At 62.0% G+C, this 24,702-nt stretch carries 26 protein-coding genes; 5 read left to right on the plus strand and 21 right to left on the minus strand.

Annotated elements, in window-relative coordinates; translation table 11 throughout:
- Positions 1-252: 252 nt before the first annotated feature.
- The 9 genes from GM415_RS03010 to GM415_RS03050 form a co-directional block, all read right to left on the minus strand.
- Positions 253-2,148 (minus strand): molybdopterin-dependent oxidoreductase, encoded by a 1,896-nt coding sequence (locus tag GM415_RS03010; RefSeq protein ID WP_158946360.1) that lies wholly within the window; start codon positions 2,146-2,148, stop codon positions 253-255.
- Between the two features lie 75 nt (positions 2,149-2,223).
- A complete protein-coding gene (locus GM415_RS03015; RefSeq protein ID WP_158950737.1) occupies positions 2,224-3,060 on the minus strand; it encodes a DUF116 domain-containing protein in 837 nt (278 codons plus the stop codon).
- A gap of 19 nt (positions 3,061-3,079) precedes the next feature.
- On the minus strand, positions 3,080-4,087 hold the full coding sequence (gene fmt / locus GM415_RS03020) for a methionyl-tRNA formyltransferase (RefSeq protein ID WP_158946361.1): 1,008 nt from the start codon (positions 4,085-4,087) through the stop codon (positions 3,080-3,082).
- A gap of 12 nt (positions 4,088-4,099) precedes the next feature.
- A complete protein-coding gene (gene def / locus GM415_RS03025) occupies positions 4,100-4,597 on the minus strand; it encodes a peptide deformylase (protein ID WP_158946362.1) in 498 nt (165 codons plus the stop codon).
- A gap of 330 nt (positions 4,598-4,927) precedes the next feature.
- Complete coding sequence (gene aspS, locus GM415_RS03030) at positions 4,928-6,751, minus strand: aspartate--tRNA ligase (protein ID WP_158946363.1); 1,824 nt, start codon at positions 6,749-6,751, stop codon at positions 4,928-4,930.
- 61 nt (positions 6,752-6,812) lie between these two features.
- Positions 6,813-8,054, minus strand: coding sequence for a histidine--tRNA ligase (gene hisS / locus GM415_RS03035; RefSeq protein ID WP_158946364.1), 1,242 nt, complete (start codon positions 8,052-8,054; stop codon positions 6,813-6,815).
- A 139-nt stretch (positions 8,055-8,193) separates the two neighbouring features.
- Positions 8,194-8,505, minus strand: a complete 312-nt coding sequence (locus GM415_RS03040; protein WP_338419788.1) for a hypothetical protein — start codon at positions 8,503-8,505, stop codon at positions 8,194-8,196.
- Between the two features lie 57 nt (positions 8,506-8,562).
- Positions 8,563-8,985, minus strand: a complete 423-nt coding sequence (locus tag GM415_RS03045) for a DUF4079 family protein (protein WP_158946365.1) — start codon at positions 8,983-8,985, stop codon at positions 8,563-8,565.
- A 70-nt stretch (positions 8,986-9,055) separates the two neighbouring features.
- A complete protein-coding gene (locus GM415_RS03050) occupies positions 9,056-10,090 on the minus strand; it encodes a glycosyltransferase family 9 protein (protein ID WP_158946366.1) in 1,035 nt (344 codons plus the stop codon).
- 112 nt (positions 10,091-10,202) lie between these two features.
- Between GM415_RS03050 and GM415_RS03055 the strand changes: the two genes are divergently transcribed.
- The gene (locus tag GM415_RS03055) at positions 10,203-10,442 is read left to right on the plus strand and encodes a hypothetical protein (RefSeq protein ID WP_158946367.1); all 240 of its coding nucleotides are present in this window, start codon (positions 10,203-10,205) and stop codon (positions 10,440-10,442) included.
- Positions 10,443-10,506: 64 nt separating this feature from the next.
- Here the strand turns inward: GM415_RS03055 and GM415_RS03060 are convergent, their stop codons facing one another.
- The 10 genes from GM415_RS03060 to GM415_RS03105 form a co-directional block, all read right to left on the minus strand.
- Complete coding sequence (locus GM415_RS03060) at positions 10,507-11,886, minus strand: hypothetical protein (RefSeq protein ID WP_158950741.1); 1,380 nt, start codon at positions 11,884-11,886, stop codon at positions 10,507-10,509.
- Positions 11,887-11,903: 17 nt separating this feature from the next.
- Entirely contained in the window at positions 11,904-12,644 is a 741-nt protein-coding gene (locus GM415_RS03065) for an outer membrane lipoprotein-sorting protein (protein ID WP_242012330.1), read from the minus strand.
- A gap of 25 nt (positions 12,645-12,669) precedes the next feature.
- A complete protein-coding gene (locus GM415_RS03070) occupies positions 12,670-13,923 on the minus strand; it encodes an ABC transporter permease (protein WP_158946369.1) in 1,254 nt (417 codons plus the stop codon).
- Positions 13,916-14,626: an ABC transporter ATP-binding protein gene (locus GM415_RS03075; RefSeq protein ID WP_158946370.1), complete on the minus strand. Its 711-nt coding sequence runs from the start codon at positions 14,624-14,626 to the stop codon at positions 13,916-13,918. Before GM415_RS03075 ends, GM415_RS03070 begins: the two co-directional genes overlap by 8 nt.
- 47 nt (positions 14,627-14,673) lie before the next feature.
- Positions 14,674-15,171, minus strand: a complete 498-nt coding sequence (locus GM415_RS03080) for a Spy/CpxP family protein refolding chaperone (RefSeq protein ID WP_158946371.1) — start codon at positions 15,169-15,171, stop codon at positions 14,674-14,676.
- A gap of 2 nt (positions 15,172-15,173) precedes the next feature.
- Positions 15,174-15,647 carry an anti-sigma factor family protein gene (locus tag GM415_RS03085; protein ID WP_158946372.1) on the minus strand — a complete coding sequence of 158 codons (474 nt, stop codon included), beginning with the start codon at positions 15,645-15,647 and terminating at the stop codon, positions 15,174-15,176.
- 67 nt (positions 15,648-15,714) lie between these two features.
- Positions 15,715-16,263: an RNA polymerase sigma factor gene (locus GM415_RS03090; RefSeq protein ID WP_158946373.1), complete on the minus strand. Its 549-nt coding sequence runs from the start codon at positions 16,261-16,263 to the stop codon at positions 15,715-15,717.
- Positions 16,256-16,408, minus strand: coding sequence for a hypothetical protein (locus GM415_RS03095; protein WP_158946374.1), 153 nt, complete (start codon positions 16,406-16,408; stop codon positions 16,256-16,258). Before GM415_RS03095 ends, GM415_RS03090 begins: the two co-directional genes overlap by 8 nt.
- Positions 16,409-16,742: 334 nt before the next feature.
- On the minus strand, positions 16,743-18,104 hold the full coding sequence (locus GM415_RS03100; RefSeq protein WP_158946375.1) for a B12-binding domain-containing radical SAM protein: 1,362 nt from the start codon (positions 18,102-18,104) through the stop codon (positions 16,743-16,745).
- Positions 18,105-18,359: a hypothetical protein gene (locus GM415_RS03105; protein ID WP_242012331.1), complete on the minus strand. Its 255-nt coding sequence runs from the start codon at positions 18,357-18,359 to the stop codon at positions 18,105-18,107.
- A 201-nt stretch (positions 18,360-18,560) separates the two neighbouring features.
- Here GM415_RS03105 and GM415_RS03110 point away from each other — a divergent pair, with 201 nt between their 5' ends.
- Complete coding sequence (locus GM415_RS03110; RefSeq protein ID WP_158946376.1) at positions 18,561-19,772, plus strand: hypothetical protein; 1,212 nt, start codon at positions 18,561-18,563, stop codon at positions 19,770-19,772.
- On the opposite strand, the gene GM415_RS03115 is transcribed toward GM415_RS03110, so the two are convergent.
- Complete coding sequence (locus GM415_RS03115; RefSeq protein WP_158946377.1) at positions 19,762-20,526, minus strand: purine nucleoside phosphorylase YfiH/LACC1 family protein; 765 nt, start codon at positions 20,524-20,526, stop codon at positions 19,762-19,764. The two genes, GM415_RS03110 and GM415_RS03115, sit on opposite strands and share 11 nt — an antisense overlap.
- Positions 20,514-21,095, minus strand: coding sequence for a 5-formyltetrahydrofolate cyclo-ligase (locus GM415_RS03120; RefSeq protein ID WP_158946378.1), 582 nt, complete (start codon positions 21,093-21,095; stop codon positions 20,514-20,516). The genes GM415_RS03115 and GM415_RS03120 overlap by 13 nt, the downstream gene beginning before the upstream one ends.
- A gap of 143 nt (positions 21,096-21,238) precedes the next feature.
- Between GM415_RS03120 and GM415_RS03125 the strand changes: the two genes are divergently transcribed.
- Genes GM415_RS03125 through GM415_RS03135 form a run of 3 tightly spaced genes read left to right on the plus strand, consistent with a single transcriptional unit; the run spans position 21,239 to position 24,691 of the window.
- Complete coding sequence (locus GM415_RS03125; RefSeq protein WP_158946379.1) at positions 21,239-22,618, plus strand: sigma-54-dependent transcriptional regulator; 1,380 nt, start codon at positions 21,239-21,241, stop codon at positions 22,616-22,618.
- A 29-nt stretch (positions 22,619-22,647) separates the two neighbouring features.
- Entirely contained in the window at positions 22,648-23,478 is an 831-nt protein-coding gene (locus GM415_RS03130; RefSeq protein ID WP_158946380.1) for a metallophosphoesterase, read from the plus strand.
- A gap of 49 nt (positions 23,479-23,527) precedes the next feature.
- Positions 23,528-24,691, plus strand: a complete 1,164-nt coding sequence (locus GM415_RS03135; protein WP_158946381.1) for an ATP-grasp domain-containing protein — start codon at positions 23,528-23,530, stop codon at positions 24,689-24,691.
- The last annotated feature ends 11 nt before the right edge of the window (positions 24,692-24,702 follow it).

The raw sequence follows: 24,702 nt of genomic DNA on the forward strand, positions 1-24,702 counted from the left end.
GAGTATACTCGCTTCATTTCAACCGGCAAGGCGGAAGGGCGAATGGATTGCAGGCGTAGCCGGTTGGGAAAACCCACAAACAAAGCAGAAAGGATTTTCTAATCCAGCCCCCTCTCCCCGTGACAAGGGCAGGCGGGCGGGAAATGGTGAGCTGCAAGGCGCGAAAAAGGCGCAAGACCGAAGCGTACACCCGTACGCGAGGGTTTGCGCATTTTGAGCAACGCAGCAGATCGCCGTTTCCCGCCCGCCTGCCTAGCGGTTTTCGAGGCGGCAGTGCTGGCTGTAATATGCCGTGCCATCGCCCATGTCCGTGACCATGGGTTTGATGATGACGTTGGCGTTGTGGCCCATCTTCATCCACCCGCCCCGACGCATGACCACGGCCCTGGGGTGCAGGGTCTCGTCCACGTCGACCTGGACCTGCATGGCCCCCTGGGGAGTGACCAGATAGACATCCTGGGCCGGGTTGAGCGGAGCCCAGGCAGGGTTGCGCTTGGACACCCACACCCGGGGGATGCCGCGCTGATCCTTTTCCGCGATCTGGGAATGCAGGGTCTTGCCGCGCACCACGGTCAGGAGCTGGAGGGGATAGTCCGGGTCGCGGGCGGGCTCGGGCGTCAGGCTCTCGGGAAAGCGGTAGAGACCGTCCGGGTGGCCGAAACGCATGCCCTCGAAGGCCACGTAGGGATGGCGGGCCTTGATGAAGCCGTTGGTCCGCAGCTCCTCCAGGGAGAAACCGCCCTGTCCGAGGCTCTCTTCCAGGCATGCCTCCGGGTCGGGCATCGTGACGGGCTCGGCCAGACGGGACCCCAGGTCGATAAGGATATCGAAATCCGCACGACACTGCCCTGGCGGGTTCGCGGCCTTGGCGCAGTACTGAACATAGTTATGAAGAAAGGAGCCAAGCACATCCTCGCGCTCGAACATCAGGGCGGGAGGCAGGATCACGTCGGCAGTCAGCGCCGTGTCGTGAAAGAAGCCGTCCACGCAGACCACGAAGGGTTTGCGGAAGGCGTCGGCAACGGCCAGGCAGTCGGGCACCTGGTTAACCACGTTGTGGCCGTCCACCCAGATGAATTCCACCGGCGGATCGGCCCGCCGCAGCTCGGCCCCAAGGTCCTGGACCAGGAAGCGGCGCTGCTCTGCGGGGGCGTCGACCATCAGGTGCTCCCACGAGCCCAGGTTACGGGCCGAGGAGACGTTGAAGTAGGTCCCGCCGCCGGACACGCCCACATTGCCGGAGATCATGGCCAGGGCGTTGATGAAGCGGACGTTCTCCCCGCCGTACAAATGGCGCTGGAGACCCCAGCCGATGATCGTGGCCACGTTGCCGGTGTCCGCGTACCAGTCGTAGAGCATCTCCACGTCGGCAGTGGGCACCTCGCACATGCGAGTCAGGTCGGCCAGGGCGCAGCCGTCGATGAGCCCGCGCAGGGCCGGCCAGTTGGCGCAACGGTTGAGCACCCACGGGTTGAGGTCGCCGGCCTCAAGGTAAAGCTTGAGCACGGCGGCGGCCAGGAACCGGTCCGTTCCGGGCCGGATGATGATGTTCACGTCGGAAAATTCGGGGGTGCCGTCCCCTCCCGGCGAGATGGTCAGCACCTCGGCTCCGCGCTTGCGCGCCTTGTGCACGAGCTGGAGCTGATGGATGGAGCAGCGGGTCAGGTCCCGGCCCCAGTTGATGATCCGGGAGGCGTTGAGGATGTCCTCGGGATCGTTATGGTGCAGCACACCGAAGTCCCGGATGGAGGCGGTGATGCCCGTGTCGTCGCACACCGAGCCGTAGGTGGTGGAGGCACCGAGCTTCTTGAAGAAAATGGGGCTGGCGGCTGCGAGGATGCCCCGATAGCCGTGGCCCCGCACGTGCAGGATGGTCTCGGGGCGGACGCGGGCCGCGTCGAGCCGGGCCGCCACAAGATCCAGCGCCTCGTCCCAGGAGGCCTCGCGAAACGCACCGTTCTCCTTGATCAGGGGCGTGGTGATCCGGTCGTCTGCGTCCAGCCGATCAAAGTAGCGGGTACCCTTGCGGCAGCAGAATCCCTTGGTGAAGGGGTGGGCCGGGTTTCCCCGGACGCTCCGCTTGGCCTCGTCGACCACGAGGGAGCAGCAATCGCCGCAATCCATGGTGCAGGCGGTGATGGTTGGCATGGTTATCCTCCGGAAGACAGGATGGGCGATTCTGCCCGCAAGATCAATTCCGAATATGTGAAGACCGGGTTAAGCCTAGAGACGGGTGCCCTGGGCCGTGGAGATGATCCGTCCGCTCCCCGGCGTCTTGCCTTCCAGGTATTCGGGCTTCAGGAAACGGTGGAGGGCCTCCTCCAGGAGGTAGTGGGCCACGGTGGTATCCAGGCAGGGGCCGTGGGGCCGCTCGTTGAGCACGCCGAAGACCGGCAGGGGGTAGGTGTCCTGGATGCCCGAGGCGAGGTCGCGGTAGCAGGCAACGGCAATGATCATACGGGGCCGCATCTGGACCACGATACGTCGCGCCACGGTGCCGCCCGTGGCCACGGCCAGGTTGACGCCGTACTTGTCGTGCAGGTCCAGCAGCCCGGCTATGGGGCACTTGCCGCAACGCACGCAGTTGTTGATGTCGTAGGTCAGCCGCCGGTCGCACTTGGAGTTCTGGAGGCAGTGAGGCATGAGCAGGAGCACTTCCTCGGGCTTGTAGCGCCCGGCCTCGGCAAGGACCAGCTCATTGTTCACCGAGATGAAGGAGAGCATGATCGACTCCTTGTCGATCCCCATGGCCCGGCCGAGCAGGACCATGACCGGCAGGAAGAGCTTGACCGTCAGCCCCCGATAGCGGCGCGAGCCCGGTAACGGCCTGCGCAGGATGATGTTCAGGAACAGCCCCCAGTAGGCCACGGACACGAAGCAGATGAAGAACACCACCAGCGCGCCGAGAACCCAGGCTGCCGCGGGATGGATGGACTTGAGCCCCACGTAGGGCACGATCCAGAGGGCCGCCAGCATCAGGCAGAACACGAAGCAGGTTCCGCTGATGAGGCCGATGAAAAGCCGCTTCCTGGAGCGGCGGATTAAGGGCTCCTGGCTCATGGACATGGGGTCCTCTTCGCTACTTGCATTCCTTCATGTAGCCGCAGGCAAAGGCCGTGGCGTCCATGGCCTTCTTCCCCTGGGGCTTGACTTCCGGGGTCAGGTAAATCTTGTCCGCCGTGGTGATGGCCAGCCTGCCGTCCATCTCGCCAAGCACGGTCCCCGGCTCCACTTTGGAAGCCGCTTCCTCGCTGATCTCGCCGGGAGAAACGTTGAGCCGGATCGTCTTGCCGTCACCGTTGGTCCAGTCGAAGAACGCGCCGGGCCACGGGTACATGGCGCGAATCTGGTTGTGGATGGCCTGGGCCGGACGGTTCCAGTCTATCTCGCCTTCCTTCTTCTCCAGCTTCTTCGCATAGGTGGCGATGGAGTCGTCCTGGGGCTTGAGATCGTAGGCTCCGGTCTGGAGCCGGGCAAAGGCCTCGCAAATGCAGATGCCGCCCAGCTTGGCCAGCTCGTCGTGGATGGTGCCCGCATGGTCGTTGTGGCCGATCCTGAGCGCGCGCTGGACCAGCACCGGGCCGGTGTCCAGCCCCGCCTCCATCTTCATGATGGAAATGCCGGTGACCACGTCGCCGCTCTCGATGGCCCGCTGGATGGGCGCGGCCCCGCGCCACTTGGGCAGCAGCGAGGCGTGGATGTTGAGCGGGTGGATTGCAGGGACGTCGAGCACGGCCTGGGGCAGAATCAGCCCGTAGGCCGCCACCACCAGGACGTCCGGCTTGAGCGCGGCCAGTTCGTCGATGGCCGCCTGCTCCTTGAAATTCTCCGGCTGGAAGACCGGAATATCGTGCTCCAGGGCCACCACCTTCACCGCCGAAGGCTTGCACTGGCGTCCGCGCCCGCACGGACGGTCGGGCTGGCTGTATACGCCGACCACGTCCGCGCCATCGAACTCAAGCAGGATGCGCAAGGCCTCGGCCGCAAAATCCGGCGTGCCCATGAACACGGTCCGCAGGGGCTTCAGTTTCACCGCGCCCCAGGATTCCGCAGAACTCTCACCACCGTTGGCGTTGATCTCTTCCATATCCCTACCCCGCTATTTCTGCCACTTGAGGGCCTTCTTGCGGTACATGGACTTCTTGAGCCGTCCGGCCTGGTCCGCCAGGGTAACACCCTCCAGGTGATCGATCTCGTGCTGCAGGATGATGGCCAGCAATCCGTCGGTCTCGATGCACACATCCTTGCCTTCCCTGTCCATGGCCGTGACCTTGACCCGCTCCTTGCGCTTGACCTTGAGGTTGAACTCGGGGCAGCTCAGGCACCCCTCCTCGCTCTCCACCTCACCGTCGCACTCCACGATCTCCGGGTTGATCAGCACGCGCAGCTCGCCGCGCTCCTTGGGGCCGGTCTGGTCCACGCAGATGAGCCGGATGGACTCGCCCACCTGGGGCGCGGCCAGTCCGACTCCGTCGCTCTCGTACATGGTCTCGACCATGTTTTCGATGAGTTCTTCAAGCTCCGGCGTCACCTCGGAAATGGGCTCGGCCTTGGCGGCCAGTACTTCGTCCGGCCAGGTACATATCTTCAATTTCATTTTGGTTGCCTCCGGCGGCTGGGGCAAGGGGAGAGGAAAACCCTTTGCAAAGGGTTTTCCTCTCCCCTTCCCCCAGACCCCCATCCCCTCTCTTTTCCGAAACTCTTTATCGCGCCACAGGAAGTCCGGCGGGGGGTGGTAGTGTTGTATGCGGCGTCTCGATACGTTGTATTAGCTTATTAAGCACGGAAACTCAAAAGGGGAGCAGCGTTGGGGCAATATTTCCCCTTCCTTAAAAATTCCGATTAGTTGCTCCGTGTTTACAAGAAAAAGAGGCCCCGGCAAAATCCTTCACGGGATTGCCGGGGCCGCTTGAAACCGTAATTGAAACTAATCCTGCTTCTTTTCGCGCAGCCGGATGCCGAGCTCCCGGAGCTGCTTGCTCGGCACCGTGGACGGGGCCTCAGTCATCAGGCAGGTGGCCTTCTGGGTCTTGGGGAAGGCGATGACGTCGCGGATGGACTTGGTGCCGGTCAGGATCATGACCAGACGGTCCAGGCCGAAGGCGATGCCGCCGTGGGGCGGTGCACCGTACTTGAGGGCGTCCATGAGGAAGCCGAACTTCTCCTGGGCCTCCTCGTTGTCGATGCCCAGGGCCGCGAACATCTTCTCCTGCATCTCCGGGGTGTGGATGCGGATGGAGCCGCCACCCACCTCGTAGCCGTTAAGGACCAGGTCGTAGGCACGGGCAATGGCCTCGCCGGGCTGCTCGGCCAGCACCTCGAGCTGATCGGGCAGGCAGGAGGTGAAGGGATGGTGCCGGGCCACGTAGCGCTTCTCGTCGGCGTCGTACTCAAGCAGCGGGAAGTCGGTGATCCAGACGGGCTTGAACTCGCCCTCCTTGATCAGGCCGAACCGCTTGGCCAGCTCGCAGCGCAGGTTGCCCAGGGCGGCGTTGGCGATGTCCGCCGGACCGGCCTGGAAGAAAAGGATGTCGCCGGGCTGGCAGTTGGAGCGCTCCCGAAGGGTGGCGACCTCGTCGTCGGAGAAGAACTTGACGATGGGCGACTGCCACTCGCCGTCCTCTTTGACCTTGATCCAGGCCAAACCCTTGGAGCCGTAGATCTCGACGTACTTGGTGTACTCGTCGATCTCCTTGCGGGAAAGCTCGGCGCCACCGGGCACGACCATGACCTTGACCAGCTCGGACGAGGCAAAGACCTTGAACTTGGAGCCCGCGAACACGTCGGTGATATCTATGTGCTTGAGCTCGAAGCGAAGGTCCGGCTTGTCCACGCCGTAGTCACGCATGGCGTCGGCATAGGTCATGTGCGGGAAAACCTCGGGCAGTTCCACGCCGATGGTCTCCTTGAACATGTTCTTGACCAACCCCTCGGCCATATCCTGGATGAGCTTCTCGTCAGGGAAGGACATCTCGATATCGATCTGGGTGAACTCGGGCTGACGGTCGGCGCGCAGGTCCTCGTCGCGGAAGCATTTGACGATCTGGAAGTAGCGGTCCATGCCGGAGACCATGAGCATCTGCTTGAAGAGCTGCGGGGACTGCGGCAGGGCGTAGAACTCGCCCTGATTGACGCGGCTGGGCACCAGGAAGTCGCGCGCGCCCTCGGGCGTGGACTTGGTCAGCACCGGGGTCTCGATCTCCAGGAAGCCGAGCCCGTCCAGATAGCGGCGCACGGATTGGGCGGCCTTGTTGCGAATGATGAAATTCTTGGCCAGGGAGGGACGGCGCAGGTCCAGGAAGCGGTACTTGAGACGCAAGTTCTCGCCCACCTCAACGCGGTCCTCAATGGGGAACGGCGGAGTCTCGGAGGTGTTCAGCAGCTTGTAGTCGGTGACTTCGATCTCCACCTCGCCGGTGACCATGTTCGGGTTGGACATGCCCTCGGGGCGGGGCCGGACCTTGCCCTTGATGGCGACGACGTATTCCGGACGGATGGCGTGAGCGCGCTCGTGCACCTCGGCGTTGTCCTCGGGATTGAAGACCACCTGGGTCAGCCCCTCGCGGTCGCGCAGGTCGAGGAAGATCAGGCCGCCGTGGTCGCGGCGGAACTGAACCCAACCCATGAGGCAGACCTCTTCGTCCATGTTGGCGGCGGTCAGCTCGTTGTTGTGGTGGGTCCTGCGCCAGCCGCCCAGGTCCTCGATGACGCGAAATTCGCTGTAGTCTCTCTCTTCTTGATGTTCGGACATTGTCTCTCCAGTCTCTCTCATTAGATGTCGGCCCGGTCGCCCGCGCCGCGTATTTCGTCGTTTACAGACTCGCCAGGTACAGGGAGCGGTCCAGGGTCTCCTGGTCGCGCTCCTCGTCCATGTACTTGACGGTCACGGTGTTGTTGGCCAGCTCCTCGCCGCCCAGGATCAGGCAGACCCGGGCGCCGGACTTGTTGGCCGCGCGCATGCGGGACTTCATGGACCCGCCCGCGTAGCTGGCCTCGCCGCTAAGCCCCTTTTCGCGGAGCTGCTGGGCGAACAACATGGCCTCGTTGGCGGCTTCGTCGTCCACCACGGCCAGATAAAAATCGGGCCGCGCCAGCTCGGCCTCGTCCATCAGCAGGGCAAGGCGCTCCATGCCGCAGGCGAAGCCGGTGCCGGGGCAGTCGGGGCCGCCCAGGTTCTTGACCAGGCCGTCGTAGCGGCCGCCTCCGGCCACCGCCGTCTGGGAACCGATATCGTAGGACGCCACCTCGAAACAGGTGCGCACGTAGTAGTCCAGGCCGCGCACCATGCGGGGATTGAGCTCATAGGCCGCGCCCGCGCCGTCCAGGATCGCCCTCACGTCCGCGAAGTGCGTCTCGCACTCGGGGCAGAGGTGATCGGTGATGACCGGAGCGTCCTGAACCAGCTCCTTGCAGGTGGGCACCTTGCAGTCGAGCACGCGCAGGGGATTGGTCTCCATCCTCCGGCGGCAGTCCTCGCAGAAATTTTCCTTGTCCTTGGACTTGTAGTAGTCGATCAGCGCCTGCTTGTAGGCCGGGCGGCACTCATGGCAGCCCAGGGAGTTCAGCTCGATGGTCAGCTTGGTCAGGCCGAGTTCATTCAGGAAGGAGCGGAGCATGAGAATGAGCTCGGCATCGGCCTGGGCCTCGGGCGCGCCGAAGATTTCCACGTCCAGTTGGTGGAACTGGCGCTGGCGGCCCTTCTGGGGGCGCTCGTAGCGGAACATGGGACCGAAGGTGAAGAATTTGGAAATTTTGCCCGGCTGATGAGTCTTGGACTCCACAAAGGCCCGGACCACGCCCGCCGTGGCTTCGGGGCGCATGGTCAGGGAGCGGTTCTTGCGGTCCGGAAAGGAGAACATCTCCTTGCCGACCACGTCGGTGTCCTCGCCGATGGACTTCTGGAAGAGCTCGGTCTTCTCCAGGATGGGCGTGCGCAACTCCCCGAATCCATAGCGGGAAAACACCTCGCGCGCCTTGGCTTCCATATAGGTGAATTTCGCGGCCTCTTCAGGGAAAAGGTCCGCGAATCCCTTGATCTTTTGAACTTTAGCCATGTTGTATCTATATTCCTTAATGATTGTCTGATGGCTGGAAACGAATCTGGTTAGAACATTCGAAGCGGATTGTCAAAACGGGAGTGCTGCCCTTGGCGGACGCGGGTTCAAAGGCCGGGGGAGCATGAAGGGAAAGGGATCAGTCGTCGTCGCGGTTGCGGACGTCCTTGCGCCAGTTGTTCAGGGGGGCATAGCACCCCTGCCCTGCGTGCTGGGAGCGGCGGACCTCCTCGCCCTCGTCCGGGTCGAGCATGAGCCTGCAGATGTAGCGGTTGCCCGCCTCGTCCCAGGCCAGGGCCGGACAACGGCGGGTGTAGCCGTAACGCCGATGGGCCTCCGAACAGGGGTCGCGCAGGCAGCACCAGCCGCAGCCCACGCACGGTTCGCACTCGTCCGTGAGCGGCTCGATGGCGGGCGCACCGCCGAAGATGTCGAATTCCGAATCGGCCATGGGGGTCGGATACCGTCAGGCCGCGCAAATGGCAAGCGGCCCGACCAGGGCAGACGGCTAGAGAACGAAGTCCTTGATCACCTGCCAGCCGGTCTTGAACTGGTAGAGGGCCTGGCCCACGAGCACGACATTGCACAGGCCGTGGAGCAGCGGCAGCACCCTGCGCCTAGCCTTGTTCCGGTGCATATACAGGCCCGACAGCCCGCCGAAGAATAGCAGCGGCAGCATGGCCAGGGCCGTCTCGTAATGGTCACCGGTGACGAAGTTCACCTGCCACTTGATGCGGGCCACGGCGAAGCCGCCGATCAACCCCGCAAGCCAGAGGACGATGGCCGCCGCGCCCAACGCCACATGGCGGTTCCACAGGAACTGCCTGCGCATGGACAGATGTTGCGACAGGAACCGCTTCATGCCGAGGTACGCGGCATAGATTCCGATAAGCGTGGCCAGCACCTGCATGGCCGGATGTATCCAGAGCATTGAGATCCTCCCTCTCCGCCAAGACGGTTTGGAGGCAGTGTACAGTAAACAGAACGTCAGGAGAAGCGGGTCAGGAAAAAAGCTTGGGTTCCAGCGCTGCCCAGACCATGTCGGGCGTCAGCTCGTTCATGCACAGGAAGTGCTCTTTGGGGCATTTCTTGGGCCCGTGCAGCCCGCAGGGGCGACAGTCCAGGCCCGCCACCTCGACCACCGTGGAGTTCTCACCGCGCGGAAAGAAGCCGAGCTCCCGCACCGTGGGGCCGAACAGGGCCACCAGGGGCGTGTCCTGGGCCCAGGCCAGGTGCATCGGGCCGGAATCGTTGGTCAGATACGCGTCCAGCCGACCCAGATAGGCGGCCAGCTGCGGCAGGGACAGCCTTCCCCCCAGATCGATGGCGTCAGGGGCATCAGCGCCGTCCAGAACCCGCCTGGAGGTCTCGACCTCGTCCGGGCCGCCAAAGACCAGCACCTGCGCCCCTGCCTGGGACGCACGGGTCACGATCTCGCTGAAATACCGCTCGGGCCAGCACTTGGTGGGCCAGGTGGAGCCGGGGTGAACACCCAAAACGGGGCGATCGCCGCAGTGTTCGCGCCAGAAATTGTCAGCATGGGCCACGGCCTCAGGGCCCAGCGCCAGCGGCGCCTTGGGCGCGGGCGGCTTGATTCCCAGGGGCGCGAGCAGTTGAAAGAGCCGCTCCACCTCCTCCAGCTCCTCAAACCGGCGAGGCACGGTCTCGGTGTAGGCCAGCCGGTTGAACCATGGCGAGTCATAGCCTATGCGCCGCGAAATGCCTGTGGCTCCTGCCACCAGCGCCGAGCGCAGGCTCCGGTGCGTCGAAATCCAGAGGTCGAAGTCCTGCCTGCCGATCTCCCACCCCAATCTGACCGCCGCATTCAGGGACTTCTGCCCGCCGCGCTTGGCGAACGCATGCACCTCGGCGATCTCGGGCTGGGCCGCGAATACCGACTCCACGCCCGCGCGCACGTAAAAATGGATCTCCGCTTCCGGGAAACGGTCCTTGAGCGCCCTCAACAACGGCAAAGTGAGCACGGCGTCGCCCAGAAAGGCGGTCTGCCATACCCCGATCTTCTTGTACTCACGCATTGTGCGACTTAGTATCCTGTCAAACGGTTTCAGGCAACGGTTGATCTGAACACGCGAAGGCCGTATCCTCGGTCCCGGCACACAAACCGCAACCAACGCCCTGGAGGCTACCATGAAATACATCCTGTTCGAAGACTTCTCCGGTGCACCCGTCCCGGTCATCTTCCCCAACCGCATCGACCATGCCGAAATGCGCGAACAGATGCCCTACGCCAAGGCCCTTTCCGCCGGATACGTCTCCCTCAGGCCCGACGGCTTCCACTGCCACGGCAACTCCAAAAGCCTGGAGCTCCAGGCCGCTCCCGGCGACGCCCAAATCATCGCCGACAAATTCGAAGACCCTGAAAGTTAAGAACGCCTCCGGCGGTCGGGGGGAAAGGGAAGAACGGATGCCGGTCCAGTCGTCAGTTTTCGGATCAGAAGTAGTACACGCAGCGAAGTTCGCCCTTGGCCGCGTTGAGCTTGTTACCGAACTCCGTGTCAGAGTCCCCGATCGGCAGGGTGAGTCGGGGTCTTAACTCGAGGTTTGACGTGAGCAGGTAGGAGGCTTCAGGGTTGAGGGAGAGGCTTCGATCGCCGAGGTTCATGATTACAGTCGCTGTCGTGGTCAGGTAGAGGATGTCGAAAGGTTCCTTCTGGGACACTCGGAAATACAGGTAGTCCTTCCCGGCGCTGCTCTTGTTGTAATCTGACGACACCTGTTTGCTTTTGTTCAGGTCGGTGGCGATTCCCGTGGACTGATAGGTGTCGTAGGCAGCGTGGACATAGTCGTAGTAGGATTTCAATTGCTCTGAGGTATACCCCTCCCCGTTGTGGTAGTATTCGAGGAGATAGGTCGTTTCGCTCTCGGTCAGGTAGCGTGCGCCCAGAAGAAAGCTCCAGGCATCGTGGTTGTGGATACTGCTGGTCCCGTCGTCGTTGAAAACCGTCTGCTCATGGCCCAATCGGACCGCCGTTTCTCCATGGATGGCGAAATTTTCGGTGATATTCGCGGCAAAGTCGACGCCGAAGGACGTGTCGTAATAATCGCCGGTCATTGCCATGACATCCATGTCCACATCGGAAATCAGAAAGTAGAGCTTTCCCCCGTAGAGAACACTTTCTTTCGTCGCCAATCCCGTATTTACCCGCTCCCATACGGGGACGACCACCGGAGTGAACGCAAATGTCTTCAGTGGGCCGTCGAAGCTGAAGATGGCATCGACGACACCCATGACGTAGCCCTCACGGCTCTGGTCCGGGTCGTCCACGTCCTTGGGGCGGCTGGCGAAACTCACGGGGTTCCAGGCATACCCCTTGCCCCATTTGAGGACCTTTTTCCCTGCTTCCAGCGTGAACTGGGGGTCCGGTCTCCATGAGGCCACCCCCTCTTCGAGCAGGACCTGCCCGGCCCAATGCTTGTCGTCCTTGAAAAAACGTTCCGACGGTTCGTCCGGCTCGCTCACCGACGACAGGGGCAACTGACTCCAGGCAACGTCGGCGCGCGGGCGGGCATATATCCCGAACGTTTCGTATTTAACGGAAAGTTCGGGCTTGAGTTGCAGCAGCAAGTCCGTCTGGAGTTCGTCCTGTCTGGACTTGAAGAAGCGTTGCTCGTATGCCGCCGAGTTCCTGTTCAGGACGCGTTCGTACATCCGCAACTCGGCCTGCCCCCAGAATTCGAAGTGCTTTTCCTCTACGGCTGGAACGTCGAAATTCGCATCATAGAGGGGCTCGTCCTGGGCAAGGGCCGATGTTGCGGCAACCAGGGCGAGCGCCACACAGAGAAGCGCCCCGCGCCAGGCTCCGGCTTTCATCACTCTGTTTCCCGCCATTACCGGCGCAGGGTCTCGATCCGCGGCAGGTAATTGAGGGTGAAGACTTCATCAGAGAAATCCCTGGCCTTCATCCTGGCGAAGATCATTACGGACAGGTACCCCTTGTGGAGCGGGCTGTCCGTCTCGACAATGGCCGGGCGGACGAATCCGTCGCCGAAGTCGGTCATCTTTTTGAAATGCAGGGTCTTGATCAGCATCCCGGACGCCGCGAGACACTTGATTTCCGTTGGAACAAGCCGGTCCTTGGCCACCAGCATTTCCAGCTTGTCGTAGGCCACGTCGTTGGTCTTCGCCTTCAGGTGGAGAACGTAGGCGTCGTCGTTTTCCTCCATGGACTCGGGCGCGTACTCGACGCTGTAGTCGAGCCGCATGATGTCGGCATTGTTGAAGATGCCGCCCGTCACCGATTGCAGGCTGGTTATCCTGACCGGCTTGGCCACGCTCGGGATATGGAGCCACATGTTGTCGCCCAGGCGCAGGGTCGCGCGGCCCTTTTCGCTGGATGGCTCCAGAAACACGGAAGCCACCATGTCCTGCCCCTTTTTGATGGTGTACAGGACGTATTCCCGCTTGCTCCCGTCCGGCTCGATGTTAATGAGCTTGCGGTAGGATTCGTAGCTGACCGGGGCAAGGTTGCGGTCCACGGCCTGGAGCACATCCCCGGCATCCATGGCGGACGCCTGCCCGGTGCCAAAGACAAGGCAGATGACGGTCAGGAGAAGAACATGTTTTATCATATGCATTTTCTTTGTCCCCTTGAGGTTACACGTGGCCGAGCGCATCGACGGGTTCCATCCGGCTCGCCTTCCATGCGGGTTGCAACGCCGCCAGGGCGGAGGCGACCAGGACGATGGCCGACAGGAAGAGCATTTCCCCGGGGTTGATGTCCGGTCGCACGATCAGGTTGTCCATGCGTCCGAAGGAGAAGGCCACTCCAGCCGCCTTGAAGGCCAGCAGCCCGCCCACGCCCAGGATCAGCCCGAGAGCCGTCCCCAGTATGCCGAGGAGCACGCCTTCGGCCACGAAAAGCGACATGATCGTTCCGGGGGAGGTCCCCATGGCGGCAATGGTCCCGATTTCCCGCACGCGCTCGAAGACCGACATCAGCATCACGTTGAGCACGCTGATGAGGACGATGGCGACCATGACGATCTTCACCGTGATCAGCATCAGGTCGATCATGTTCGCGATATTGGAGAACGGCGAAAGCTTTTGCCAGGTATGCAGCTCAAAGGCGGGCTTGCCCTTCTTGTTCAGGAATCCGCCGAGGGTCGCCGTGAGCGATGCTGCGACCGGCTTCAGGCGGTTGAAGTCGGAAACCCGGACCACGATCTCGGTGACCTCGCCCGGTTTGGTGCGCAGTAGGCTGCGGGCGTCTTCGATGTGCATGTAGGCGTCCTTGCCGCCCGGGCCCATGATGTCCTCGATGATACCCGCCACCTGGAATTCCATGCCGTTGACGGAGCCGTCCTTGTTGGTCGCGACCAACACCACGGAGTCGCCGGGCTTCATGCCCAGGCTCTTGGCCACCTTTTCGGGGACGATGACCTGGCCCTTCTTGAGCAGATCCTCGCCCGGGCCGGGGGCTCCCTGCTTCATCCTGCCCACCAGGGACGGACAAACGGCCATTTCCCGTTTCGGATCGATTGCCGAAAGCCTGACGTTGGTGCTTTCCATATAGTTGCTGAGGACCGCACCGAGCTTCAGCCTGGGGGCATACGCCTCCACTCCGGGAGTGCCATCGAGAGTTTTCGCGATTTTTTTGTACCCCTGTCCCTTCATGTTCAGATTGAGGGGCATGGTGTCTATGGACGAAAAGTACCCCTTGCGGTGAATCTGCAGGTGACCGATGCTTGAATCCGTGATGATGCCGATCATCATGGACTTGAACGATCCGGCGAGGCCCGAGAACATGACGACCATGCACACGCCGATGACGATGAGCAGGGAAGTGAGGGCCGTACGACGTTTGTAGCGCGCCAGATTGCGCAGGGCGATCTTGAATATGTTAAGCATGGTCATTGCCTCCCTGGACAAGCGGGTTCCCGTCACGCAGCATGCCGTCCTCGATGCCGTGCACCACGTCGGCGTGTTCGACGATGCGCGGGTCGTGGGTGGAGAAGACGAAGGTGGTCCCGTAGGTGTCCCGCATTTTTTTCATCAGATCGATTATCTTGTGGGCCGTGTCGTGGTCGAGGTTCGCGGTGGGCTCATCCGCCAGCACCACCTCCGGGTTGGTCACCAGAGCACGGGCCACGGCCACGCGCTGCTTCTGGCCGCCCGAAATCTGATCCGGCCGCTTGTCCTTCTGGTCGGCCATGCCGACGGCCTCCAGCACAGCCATCACGCGTTCCCGCCGCTCGGCTGCGGGAGTCCGGGTGATCATGAGCAGGGGGTATTCTATATTCTCGTACACGCTCAGGACAGGGATGAGATTGAACGACTGGAAAATGAAACCAAGGTGTTCGCCGCGAAAATGAGCAGCTTCCTTTTTCCCCAGGGTGTCCACCCTGGTGCCGGTCACCCGGACCTCGCCGGACGAGGGCTTGTCCATACAGCCGATGATATTGAGCAGTGTTGTCTTGCCGCTTCCCGAAGGTCCGACGAACGTGACAAGTTTCCCTTTTTCGATGGAGACGGAGATCTGTTTCAGGGCCTCAGTTTCAACCTGCCCCGTCAGATATTTTTTCGAAATGCCGTCCAGTTCAATCAGCGACATGGTTTTCTCCTGTACACATGGCCTAGGGAAAATCCCCGGTCATGCCGTTAATTCCGTTTCGAGGCCCCCCCGGCCATCGCCCCAAACCCGGGCCTGCTGCCTCCATAATTCTGAATTGCTTCCAACAGTCCGGAAAACTGATCCGGCCGCAACACGGCCTTTTCCTGGAGCAGAAGACGAAGCACCTCGTCTTTCATTTCGCCTTGATTTACAGAAATCTTTTGCTGAATGGCCCGAATCGCCCTTTCGTCGGCAACGGGTTTGGCCAGCAACTCCAGCATCCGTTTTCTCAGTTGCATCGTTTCCCGGCGAATACGGTCTGCATTGGTCTTGAAGGCCTGCGCATAAGGTTCCAGCACTTTCCATTGTTCGGGTGTCACCTGCACGCTTTCATACCGCGCCGCAAAAAATGGGTCTCCCGAATGGCGGGAAGCCTCCGGCGGCATCGGATTTTGTCCGGGAAAATACTGCATGCCCCAGAACAGGACAAAGGCGATATTCAATCCCACCGACAAGGCCAGCAGCGACCGCTTCAGATAATACATGGTTACAACCTCCCCCCGCCGTCGAATCCGGCCAGCACCGCGGCCTCGATCGAACCGCCGGGAGCCGCACTCAGGGACGCGGAGACCGTATTCTCCGTCCGCATCATGCCCCGTTCAGAGACCGATCCGCCATGACTGTTCCACCCGAGAAGACCTCCCAGAAGCAGGCCGACAGCCAGGGCGGATGTCATGGCCGTCATCCCCAGTCCTCTGCGGACAATCTCTCGGAAGCGGCTTTTGATCGGGGCATCGAAATACTCTCGTGAAGCTCGAGCCATGATCCGGAATTCCAAATCGCCCGGCATCGCCGGAGTGCCCAGAGAGGTAAGAGGTGCTTCCAATGCCGCCAGCTCCGCCAAACGCGCGCGGCAGTCCGCGCACCCATCGAGATGGCGTTTCATATCCCGCAATTCCTGTTCGGGCAGTTCGCCGTCCAGGTAGGCGGAAAGACGTGTATGGCAATTTCGGCAATGCATTTGTGTCGGCCTCATCTTCATTAAACGATCCAATTCCGGGAAACCCCCGCCTTCGAACAAAAAAAGTTCAACGCGATTTCAATTCCTTTCGCATCGCCTCACGGCCCCGGGACAGCAACCGCTCGACTCCCTTGCGTGACGTTTCAAGCACTGCGGCCATTTCATCATAGCCGAGCCCTTCGTAGTAACGCAGCACCACGGCCATGCGCTGTCTAGGGGGAATGGCATCCAATGCCCGGCGAACACGAGCCGCGTCCTGGCTCATGATCAATGCCTCCTCCTGTCCGGGGGACGGATCGGCCAACTCCGGATAATCGTCCGACTGTCCGGGCTTTTTCCTTTTGGCATGGTCCAGGCAGAGTCGAGAAATGATGATGTAGAAAAACCTCTTGAAACGTGCGGTACGGCGATATCGGGCCGACGCGGAAAGCAGCTTGATGAAGGCGGCCTGAACGATATCTTCGGACTCATCCCTGGAGCCAAGGAAACGATAGGCCACGCCCCAGGCCCAGGACTGGTGCCGCCGGACGAGTTCGCCGAAGGCCTGCCGGTCCCCGTTTCCCGAGGCTTCCAATAGGGCCTCGTCCGGGAGTTGTGATTCCTGTCGATCAGGCAATCCGCCGTCTCCTGATGTTGTTGAGGCTCGCCCAGAATAGCCCGAGCATGAACAGCACCACCCGCTCCACGGCAGACAACATGCCCTCCACGGCCTGTGCTTCGTCGAACTGCTTGCTTGGGTCTTCCATGCCTTCATTTTCCATCAGGACGGGCCTCCGGCGTCAGATATCTGTTTCCATTTGACGACGGTGATTCCCCGAGGGGGGAACTCTCTGTAGTCTTCGTACTCAATGAAAGTGGGCAATATTAATATTGCTTTGTCAATCTAGCGCATTCGAAAAAATATCAAAAATCATTTTGTAAATAAGAGATGCCCCCCGGTTGTCCGGACCGTCGAAGGGAAAAGTCTGGTGAGTCTGGGATTAACGATACCGCCAAAAGCGCCTCCCATCACCCTCGCTGTCGGAGACGCCCTGGGGAGCACCCCCCGTTGGCAAGCACCGCCGAAGGCTCCCCTGACTCTAAGAATCGCGCTTATCATTTGCCCTGCAGGAGCAGCTTCCAGCGCTTGGCCTCGTCCCAGTTGAACCCGCCTGGCACGCAGGGCCAGATGGAGTTGTTCTGGAAGAGCGGCTCCCGGGCGAGGGGGTACGGCGAGACCTTCGCGGCTTCGGCAAAGAGCGGGCTGTGCGGAATGGGCGTGTAGTGGGCGAGATGAGGACGGAAGCCGTAGGACCGGACATGCTCCACGGCCTGTTCGACGTTGCCGAGGTCCTGACCGGGCAGACCGAAGAGGATGTAAACGCCGATATCGTCGAGATCGAAGCCGGCGTCCAGGAGATTGCGTGCGCCGTCCTCCCACTCCCTGCGGGTGAGCTTCACGTCGTGGCGGTGGTCGAAATCGGTGGTCTCAAGGCCAAGGCGCACGGTATGCAGCCCTGCCCGCTTGAGGCGGGCGCAGACGTCCGCGCTGAGCCGCCGCACGTGCATGGCGTTGGGCGTGTGCAGGCGAAGGGAGAGGTCCTCGGCGTTGATGCGGTCGAGCACGGGCCAGAGCCAGCGGTCCGGGTTGATGAGCAGGGCGTCGTCGTAGAAGGCGAAGTCGCGCACACCCCGATCATACTCGGCGCGCAGGGCGGAGAACACGGCGTCGGGAGCGCTCTGGGTGAAGTCCGGGTACAGGGCGCGGCTGGCGCAATACTCACAGGTAAACGGACAGCCCCGTGAGCCGAGGATGGGCGCGTAATGAGGCTCGGCGTAGAGATCGAGGGCCAGGGACAGGCCCGCGTTGGGCGGCAGTGAGGGCGCGGGCAGGCCGAGCCGTTGCCAGAGCGAGGCCCAGTTGGCCGGGAGCTCCATGGAGCCCTGCATGATCAGGTCGGCGCGGGCATGGGCGCGGGCATGTTCGGTGCAGAGGGTGGCGTAGGTGCCGCCGAGGACGCGGGGGACGTCGGGCCAGAGTTCGGCGGCGATGTCGAGGACCTCGAGCGCGCCGGGATACCAGTAGGTCATGATGGACGTGACCAGGACAAGATCGGGCGCGGGATCGAGGGCGGCCAGGGCTTCCCGGACCATGTCGCGCGGGAGTCCGTAGCGGGAGTATCGCCGGTCCATGAAAGCCAGCGGCTCGGGGAGCGGCAGTTCCTCCTTGGGGTAGTGGCCGGTGCCGTACTTGCCGGGCGAGGGCCAGCGCGCGTCCTCCCAGGTGCGATCCAGGCAATCCACGAGGGCCACGGACGCTCCGGCGGCGCGGAGCATGTCCAGGCAGGCGAGCAGGCCCACGGGCCGCGACCAGACATTGAAGGCCGCGAAGTCGAATATCCAGGGATTGATGCCCAGTATGCGCGGGCCTTCGGCAGGGCCGGACCAGGGGATGTGCGGATGCTCGGGGCGGCTCACTTACTGATAGAAACGGGTGTAAAGATTGATGGCGAGGGACACGGCCAGCAGGACCACGATGGCCACGAGCAGCATGTTGGTGGTCCGGTTGCGCTTGGCCACGCGCTCGGCCTTGGACTTGGTGAACATCCCGGTGATCAGGAAGACCAGCCCGAGTATGATGATGAGTTTGGTGAGGATGCCCATGGGGAGGGTGTAGCGGATTTGGCCGGGAATGTCTTGCCCCGGAAAATGGTAACGTGATATGGAGAGCATGCTCTGCGGCTGGCTGCTTCAAACATCACAGCCGAACATGAAACAATATTCTTCCTCTTCCCGTGTCCTCTCGGATTTGGCGAATCTTACGTACGTCCTGCCGTCAGCTTTGGCGCGCCCTTTCCCCTTTCCCTATTCATCTGATTTCCCTTGGCCCGACTTCCCATCCGACGCGCCTCGGACCAAGGGAGGGTGTACGCCATGTTGAAGCGACTCCTGAAAAAGCCCGAAGCCAGATACTGCGCCATTATCGCTGTCCTCAGCATCATCCTGTGGATAGCCATGGGCCAACTCAGTGCCTACATCATTTTTTTCGGCGGGGCCGGACTCCTCATGTACGGACTCCCCTACGCCGTAGGGCTTCTCCTGCTTCTTGTCGGTGTCTATTCCATAAGCGGAGACGCCATCCGGGGCGTGCTGAAATGGTCCGGCCTCACACTGCTCGGGCTGTTTCTGGGCACCGGCCTCCTCTCGCTGGTGGCGGCTTCGCCGTACCTGGTGGACAAAACCCTGTCCACGAGCGAGGTGTATAGATACCGTTTCTCCATCGTGATGGAAACGCCGGATGGCCCCACCACCGTCGGCCACGTCGTGACCATGGACAAGAAGCGGTTCAGCCTGTCAGGAGCTCCCAGCGGAACGATGCTCATGCGCAATTCGCTACGGGCGCCCAGCAGCTATGTCGTGGGCGACGGGGTGTATGTGGGATACGCCAACCACAAGACGGGCATTCTTGCCGGTTTGTTCCCGGCGGTCCTGCGCCGACATGGCCTTCCCCTGCATGGCAGGGATTATACGGGCCTTGCGCTGGAGGTGGACAAGGAGTTGTTCCCCAGGTTGTTTGCCCATGGCCTGAAGCACCATGACGAGAAACTGCTCGCCCTGTACGAGTCGCTTCTCGCCCAAGGGAAATACAAAATCTTCGTGGAATTGCTTGGCGGAGAAGTGGAAGACCCCCAAAGGCCCGGGCAGTTGTGCAGATACCTCCTTGCCCTGGAGGCGGAAACCGCAAGAGGCAGGAGGCGGGCCGAGACCGAAGTTCGAGTCATCCGCGACGTCCTCACCACCGGAGACGGGAAAGAACATGTCCGCCTGCACCCTGTGGCCGGATTCCTGCACATCCCCCTCGGGAAGAAACTTGGCCTGCAAATGCGCTTCTTGCCGCGCGACCTGGTTTCACTTCCCGGTCGCCTGGCCGTGGCAACGGGCAAAACCGGCTTAGCGCCCGGAAACAGGCACCAGGTGCCAAACGAACTGCTTGAGAAACAGTATTTCGGAGGCCTTCAGCTTCAGGGAGACGACGCCCGCTTCCCTCCCGAAGAGTATCGCGCGTTCAAGGCAGGCAAAGGCGAATACACGGTCTGGTTCGAAGTGCTCGACGGTTCGTGCGATTATGAGATTCCTAGCCCTTGATCCAGATGATCCCGGCCTGCCTGCCCGTGTCGCGATTCGGGGAGGCGCACGCCTTGCGGTAGGAGAAGAAGGTGTCGTCCATGCCCATGGTGCAAAGGTCGAAGGAGAAGAGCTGTTTCTCGGGCACACCCGCCGCCATGAGCTGGTCGCGGGTCATGCGCCAGAGGTCGGCGCGCTTGGTTTCCGGGTCGAAGTACTGCTTGAAGCCGGGACCGAAGTCGGTCTCGAAGTTGACGAACTCGGCAGCGGCCGGACTCAGGGACGGGCCGCGCACCGCGAAGACGTCCTTGGGGTCGAGACCGTAGGTCTCGCAGAAAAAGCGCACCCCCTCGCCGGGGAAATTTATCTTGTTGCCGCGCCAGCCCGCATGCAAACCCGCCACGTAACGGCCCGAGCGGTGGGCCAGGAGGATGGGCTGGCAGTCGGCGGTCTTGATCACCAGGCCGTGACCTGGCGTGGCCGTGGTCATGCCGTCGCCCTCCAGCATCGCGTGCTCCTCAGGGGCGATGGGCGCAGGGTCGGCGTGGATCACCCCGCCGTGAACCTGGTTGCACTCGCACCAGCCGGTCAGCTCCAGGCGGTCGAAGACGAGGCGGCGATTTCCGGCCACCTTGTCGGGCTCGTCGTTGACGTCAAAGGAGAGGTTGGCCGAGTCATGAGGCGGCTCGGACAGCCCCCCGCGCCGGGAGGTGAAGGCGCAGCCCACACCGGGGATGCCCACGAACTCAAAGGGGAAAAACGCTATGGCCGCCATAATTCCTCGTCGGTGCACACGGCCTTGACCGGCATGTCCCACTCCTCGGTGGGGATGCGATCGACCAGTTGGAACTCGTAGCCCATGCCGATGGTCAGGGTGGCCTGCATGGCCCCATTGGCCAGCAGCCGGTCATAGTAGCCACCGCCGAAACCGAGGCGGAAACCGCGCCGGTCAAAACCTATTCCCGGGATCAGGGCCAGATCCGGACAGCACTCGCTCATGGCCGGGCACTTTGTGGCGTCGGGTTCCATGATGGCAAAGGGGCCAGGCGCGAGGTCGTCCCGACACACGGCACAGGCGATGTCCATCTCCCCGTTCCGCTCGGGACGGCAGCGGGGCAAGAGCACGCGGGCCCCCCGCTCCCAAAGCTCGTCCAGCAGCGGGCGCACGTTCACTTCCCCCCGCACGGGCCAGTAGAGGAGCACCTCGGCGGCTTCCAGCCACTCGGGCAGGGCCCGGACAAACTCCAGAGCCCGATCACTGCGTTCCTGCCGGTCACTTTCGGAGAGCAGCAGCCTTTTGTCGATGAGCCGCCGCCGCAACCGTTCCTTGTCATTGATGTTCATGGAGCGCAGGGTAACACGGCAGGGAGCGACAATCCAGCATCCGGAAACGCCCTCGTCGCAGGCGGCGGGAGAACCCGCTTGGGTTTCGCTTCGTCTTGATGTATCCTCCCGCCGACAACGAAACATACCGAGCCGGAGAATCCATGCCCGCTAACATACTGGTCCTCGACGACGAAAAAAACTATCTGCTCATCCTGGAATCCATCCTGGAGGACGAGGGGTACGACGTGACCACCCTGTCCGACCCGGAGATGGGACTGGCCTACCTCGAAGACTCCGAGGTGGACGTGATCCTGACGGACATGAAGATGCCCAAACTCACGGGCCAGGACGTGCTGGAGCACTGCAAGAAGAACTACCCGCACATCCCGGTGCTGATCATGACCGCCTTCGGGTCCATCGAGGCCGCGGTGGAGGCCATGCGCATCGGCGCCTTCGACTACATCACCAAGCCGTTCGCCAACGAGGAGCTGCTCCTGTCCATCTCCAAGGCCGTGCAGTATGCGGCCACCCAGCAGGAGAACATCCGCCTCAAGCGCGAGATCCGAGACCGCTACTCCAAGGGCAACATCATCGCCCGGGCCAGGGGCATGCAGCAGGTACTGGACATGGTCGACCGCGCCGCGCCGTCCAAGTCCACCGTGCTCATCCTGGGCGAGTCCGGCACCGGCAAGGAAGTCATCGCCCGTGCCATCCACACCAGCTCGCCCCGCAGGGACCAGCCGTTCGTCACGGTCAACTGCATGGCGCTCAATCCCGGCGTGCTGGAGTCCGAACTCTTCGGCCATGAAAAGGGCTCGTTCACCGGGGCCACGGCCATGCGCAAGGGCCGCTTCGAGCAGGCCAACAAGGGCACCCTTTTCCTGGACGAGATCGGCGAGCTGACCCCGGAGCTTCAGGTCAAGCTGCTGCGCGTGCTCCAGGAGCACCAGATCGAGCGAGTGGGCGGCGCCGAGACTTTTGACGTGGACATCCGCATCGTAGCCGCCACCAACAAGAATCTGCAGGAGGCCGTGTCCAAGGGCGAGTTCCGAGAGGACCTCTTCTACCGCCTGAACGTGGTCTCCATCTTCATGCCGCCCCTGCGCGAACGGCGCGAGGACATCCCGCTCCTGGCTTCCCACTTCCTGGAGAAATACACCAAGGAGAACCAGGTCAACATCACCGGCTTCTCCGGTTCGGCCATGGACTACCTGACCGCCTACGAGTGGCCGGGCAACGTCCGCCAGCTGGAGAACGTGGTGGAGCGGTGCACGGTCCTGTCCAGGGGCGAGATCATCAAGGCCGAGGATCTGCCGCCCGAAATCAAGGACGAGGAGGCCCAGTTCAAGTCCGCCGTGGACCTGCTGCCCGGCAAGCTCAACCTGGCCGAGACCATGGACAAGATTGAGGGGGCCCTGGTGAAGCGCGCCCTGGTTCGCACCGAGTTCGTCCAGGTCAAGGCCGCCGAGATGCTCGGCCTGTCCAAGTCCAACCTGCAATACAAGCTCAAGAAATACGGCCTGGCCGGAAAGGCGAAATAACGCGAGCAAGTTCACTTAGGAGGACTCACATGTCGTCCGGTCCGATAACAAGACGTAAGTTCCTGGCTATGGTCGCTTGCGCGGCAGTGGTGCCATACGCGATGCTCAACCGGACCGAAGAATTAACCGTGACCAGGCAAACCATTGCTGTGCATACGCTGCCTACTCTCTTTTCCGGCTTCACCATCTGCCACCTCTCGGACCTCCACTCCCGTGAATACGGAGCCGGAAATCGAGAACTGCTCAGGATCATCGACGAACACAAGCCCGACTTGATCGCCATGACCGGTGACATGATCGACAAACGGCGCTGCGACGAATCCGTCTGCCTGCACTTGTGCCGTGAGGCAGCCCGCATAGCGCCTGCCAAGTTCGTAACCGGCAATCACGAAATGACCAACTTTCACCAAATGATACAACACCGCCTGAGGGATACGGGGGTCGACTTCCTGGACAACAGGAACACCATCCTGCAGCGCGGAGGGGACAAAGTATACTTGGCCGGAGCCGGGGAATACAATTATTATGGCAAACAGAGTATTAAATTTTCCATGAACGGCATCCCTGAAGACGCCTGCTCCATAGTCTTGTCACATCACCCCGAGATCATGGAAGAATTCAGCAATCGCAAAGCCAACCTCATACTCTCGGGCCACACCCATGGCGGGCAGATCCGCCTGCCCTTCGCCGGTGCTGTAATCGCGCCGGACCAATGGGTGTTCCCTCGCTACACTGACGGCCTATACCGTAAGGGCGGCACTGCAATGTACGTTAGCCGGGGCCTGGGAAACTCCATCATCCCACTTCGGCTCAACTGCCCGCCGGAGATCGCTTTTCTGACCCTTGAACCCGCCGCCTGAAACAAGTAGACAAGCAACATCCCTCTCCCACTTTAACAAGGTACAGACGATGTTTCTACTCGACGCCCCTTATGTTTCCGATTTCCTGCTCAAGTCCGTCAAGGGGTTGAACCAGCCCGTGCTCGACACGCCCGAGGCTCGGCGGTTTGCCGCCGGAGCCGGGATTGAGCTCATTGACGAAATCGAATTCGCGGCGCGCATGGCCATGGGCCAGCGCATCTACGCCAACTCGGAAAACGGGCTGGCCAAGCTGATGGACTGCGGCTGCAACGACGACCTGGCCAGGCGCATCGGCGTTTGCAAGGACAAGGCCCTGTTCCGCGAAACCGTTGCCGGGGTCCATCCCGACTACCGCTTCATGCGGGTCCCCCTGGAGGAACTGGAAACCGTCGACGTCTCGGCCATGCCGTATCCGTTCGTGGCCAAGCCCGCACGCGGCTTCTTCAGCCTCGGGGTGCACATCGTCAACACCCTTGAGGAGTGGCCGGACGTGGTCCGGGCCATTATGGCCGAGCGCGACGCCCTGAACCGGGAGTACCCCGAAGCCGTGGTGGATGCGGGCGAGTTTCTCCTCGAGGAGTCCCTCCGGGGCGAGGAGTACGCCATCGACGTCTACTTCGATGGAGCGGGCGAACCGGTCATCCTGAACATCCTCCACCATCACTTCGTTTCCGATGACGATGTCTCGGACCGCCTCTACTACACCTCCGCCTCGATCATACGGCAGTGGCTGGAGCCGTTCACGGCCTATTGCGCCTCCATCGGAGAGGCCTGCGGCCTGCGCGATTTCCCCATCCATCTGGAGGTGCGCGTGGACGAGGCCGGAGCGATCAACTCCATCGAGGCCAATCCCCTGCGCTTCGCCGGATGGTGCGTGGCCGACCTGACCTTCCACGCCTGGGGCTTCAATCCCTACGAATACTATTTCGCGGACAAGAGACCGGACTGGCCCGCGTTGCTGGCCGAACACGAGGGCCGGGCCTGCGCCATGGTCATCGGCGACGTGCCGCCCGGCGTGGACCGGGACGCCATCGTCTCGGTGGACCTCGACGGCTTCGCGGACATGCTCGGCGGCGTGCTGGAACTCAGGCCCATCGACCACTCCGAGTACCCGGTATTCGCCTTTGCCTTTCTCGGCCTGCCCGAGGCGGACCTAGACGGCCTCAAGGAGCGGGCCACGAGCGACTTCTCCCGGTTCCTGGTCACGGGCTGATCTCCCTTTTC

Source organism: Pseudodesulfovibrio cashew, assembly GCF_009762795.1.
Lineage (GTDB): Bacteria > Desulfobacterota > Desulfovibrionia > Desulfovibrionales > Desulfovibrionaceae > Pseudodesulfovibrio > Pseudodesulfovibrio cashew.

What these genes read in the sequence shown, in the direction of transcription:
- GM415_RS03010 (WP_158946360.1), bottom strand. Translation starts at nt 2,148, where the DNA reads ATGCCAACCATCACCGCCTGCACCATGGATTGCGGCGATTGCTGCTCC.
- GM415_RS03015 (WP_158950737.1), bottom strand. Translation starts at nt 3,060, where the DNA reads ATGAGCCAGGAGCCCTTAATCCGCCGCTCCAGGAAGCGGCTTTTCATC.
- fmt (WP_158946361.1), bottom strand. Translation starts at nt 4,087, where the DNA reads ATGGAAGAGATCAACGCCAACGGTGGTGAGAGTTCTGCGGAATCCTGG.
- def (WP_158946362.1), bottom strand. Translation starts at nt 4,597, where the DNA reads ATGAAATTGAAGATATGTACCTGGCCGGACGAAGTACTGGCCGCCAAG.
- aspS (WP_158946363.1), bottom strand. Translation starts at nt 6,751, where the DNA reads ATGTCCGAACATCAAGAAGAGAGAGACTACAGCGAATTTCGCGTCATC.
- hisS (WP_158946364.1), bottom strand. Translation starts at nt 8,054, where the DNA reads ATGGCTAAAGTTCAAAAGATCAAGGGATTCGCGGACCTTTTCCCTGAA.
- GM415_RS03040 (WP_338419788.1), bottom strand. Translation starts at nt 8,505, where the DNA reads ATGGCCGATTCGGAATTCGACATCTTCGGCGGTGCGCCCGCCATCGAG.
- GM415_RS03045 (WP_158946365.1), bottom strand. Translation starts at nt 8,985, where the DNA reads ATGCTCTGGATACATCCGGCCATGCAGGTGCTGGCCACGCTTATCGGA.
- GM415_RS03050 (WP_158946366.1), bottom strand. Translation starts at nt 10,090, where the DNA reads ATGCGTGAGTACAAGAAGATCGGGGTATGGCAGACCGCCTTTCTGGGC.
- GM415_RS03055 (WP_158946367.1), top strand. Translation starts at nt 10,203, where the DNA reads ATGAAATACATCCTGTTCGAAGACTTCTCCGGTGCACCCGTCCCGGTC.
- GM415_RS03060 (WP_158950741.1), bottom strand. Translation starts at nt 11,886, where the DNA reads ATGAAAGCCGGAGCCTGGCGCGGGGCGCTTCTCTGTGTGGCGCTCGCC.
- GM415_RS03065 (WP_242012330.1), bottom strand. Translation starts at nt 12,644, where the DNA reads ATGATAAAACATGTTCTTCTCCTGACCGTCATCTGCCTTGTCTTTGGC.
- GM415_RS03070 (WP_158946369.1), bottom strand. Translation starts at nt 13,923, where the DNA reads ATGCTTAACATATTCAAGATCGCCCTGCGCAATCTGGCGCGCTACAAA.
- GM415_RS03075 (WP_158946370.1), bottom strand. Translation starts at nt 14,626, where the DNA reads ATGTCGCTGATTGAACTGGACGGCATTTCGAAAAAATATCTGACGGGG.
- GM415_RS03080 (WP_158946371.1), bottom strand. Translation starts at nt 15,171, where the DNA reads ATGTATTATCTGAAGCGGTCGCTGCTGGCCTTGTCGGTGGGATTGAAT.
- GM415_RS03085 (WP_158946372.1), bottom strand. Translation starts at nt 15,647, where the DNA reads ATGCATTGCCGAAATTGCCATACACGTCTTTCCGCCTACCTGGACGGC.
- GM415_RS03095 (WP_158946374.1), bottom strand. Translation starts at nt 16,408, where the DNA reads ATGGAAAATGAAGGCATGGAAGACCCAAGCAAGCAGTTCGACGAAGCA.
- GM415_RS03105 (WP_242012331.1), bottom strand. Translation starts at nt 18,359, where the DNA reads ATGCTCTCCATATCACGTTACCATTTTCCGGGGCAAGACATTCCCGGC.
- GM415_RS03110 (WP_158946376.1), top strand. Translation starts at nt 18,561, where the DNA reads ATGTTGAAGCGACTCCTGAAAAAGCCCGAAGCCAGATACTGCGCCATT.
- GM415_RS03115 (WP_158946377.1), bottom strand. Translation starts at nt 20,526, where the DNA reads ATGGCGGCCATAGCGTTTTTCCCCTTTGAGTTCGTGGGCATCCCCGGT.
- GM415_RS03120 (WP_158946378.1), bottom strand. Translation starts at nt 21,095, where the DNA reads ATGAACATCAATGACAAGGAACGGTTGCGGCGGCGGCTCATCGACAAA.
- GM415_RS03125 (WP_158946379.1), top strand. Translation starts at nt 21,239, where the DNA reads ATGCCCGCTAACATACTGGTCCTCGACGACGAAAAAAACTATCTGCTC.
- GM415_RS03130 (WP_158946380.1), top strand. Translation starts at nt 22,648, where the DNA reads ATGTCGTCCGGTCCGATAACAAGACGTAAGTTCCTGGCTATGGTCGCT.
- GM415_RS03135 (WP_158946381.1), top strand. Translation starts at nt 23,528, where the DNA reads ATGTTTCTACTCGACGCCCCTTATGTTTCCGATTTCCTGCTCAAGTCC.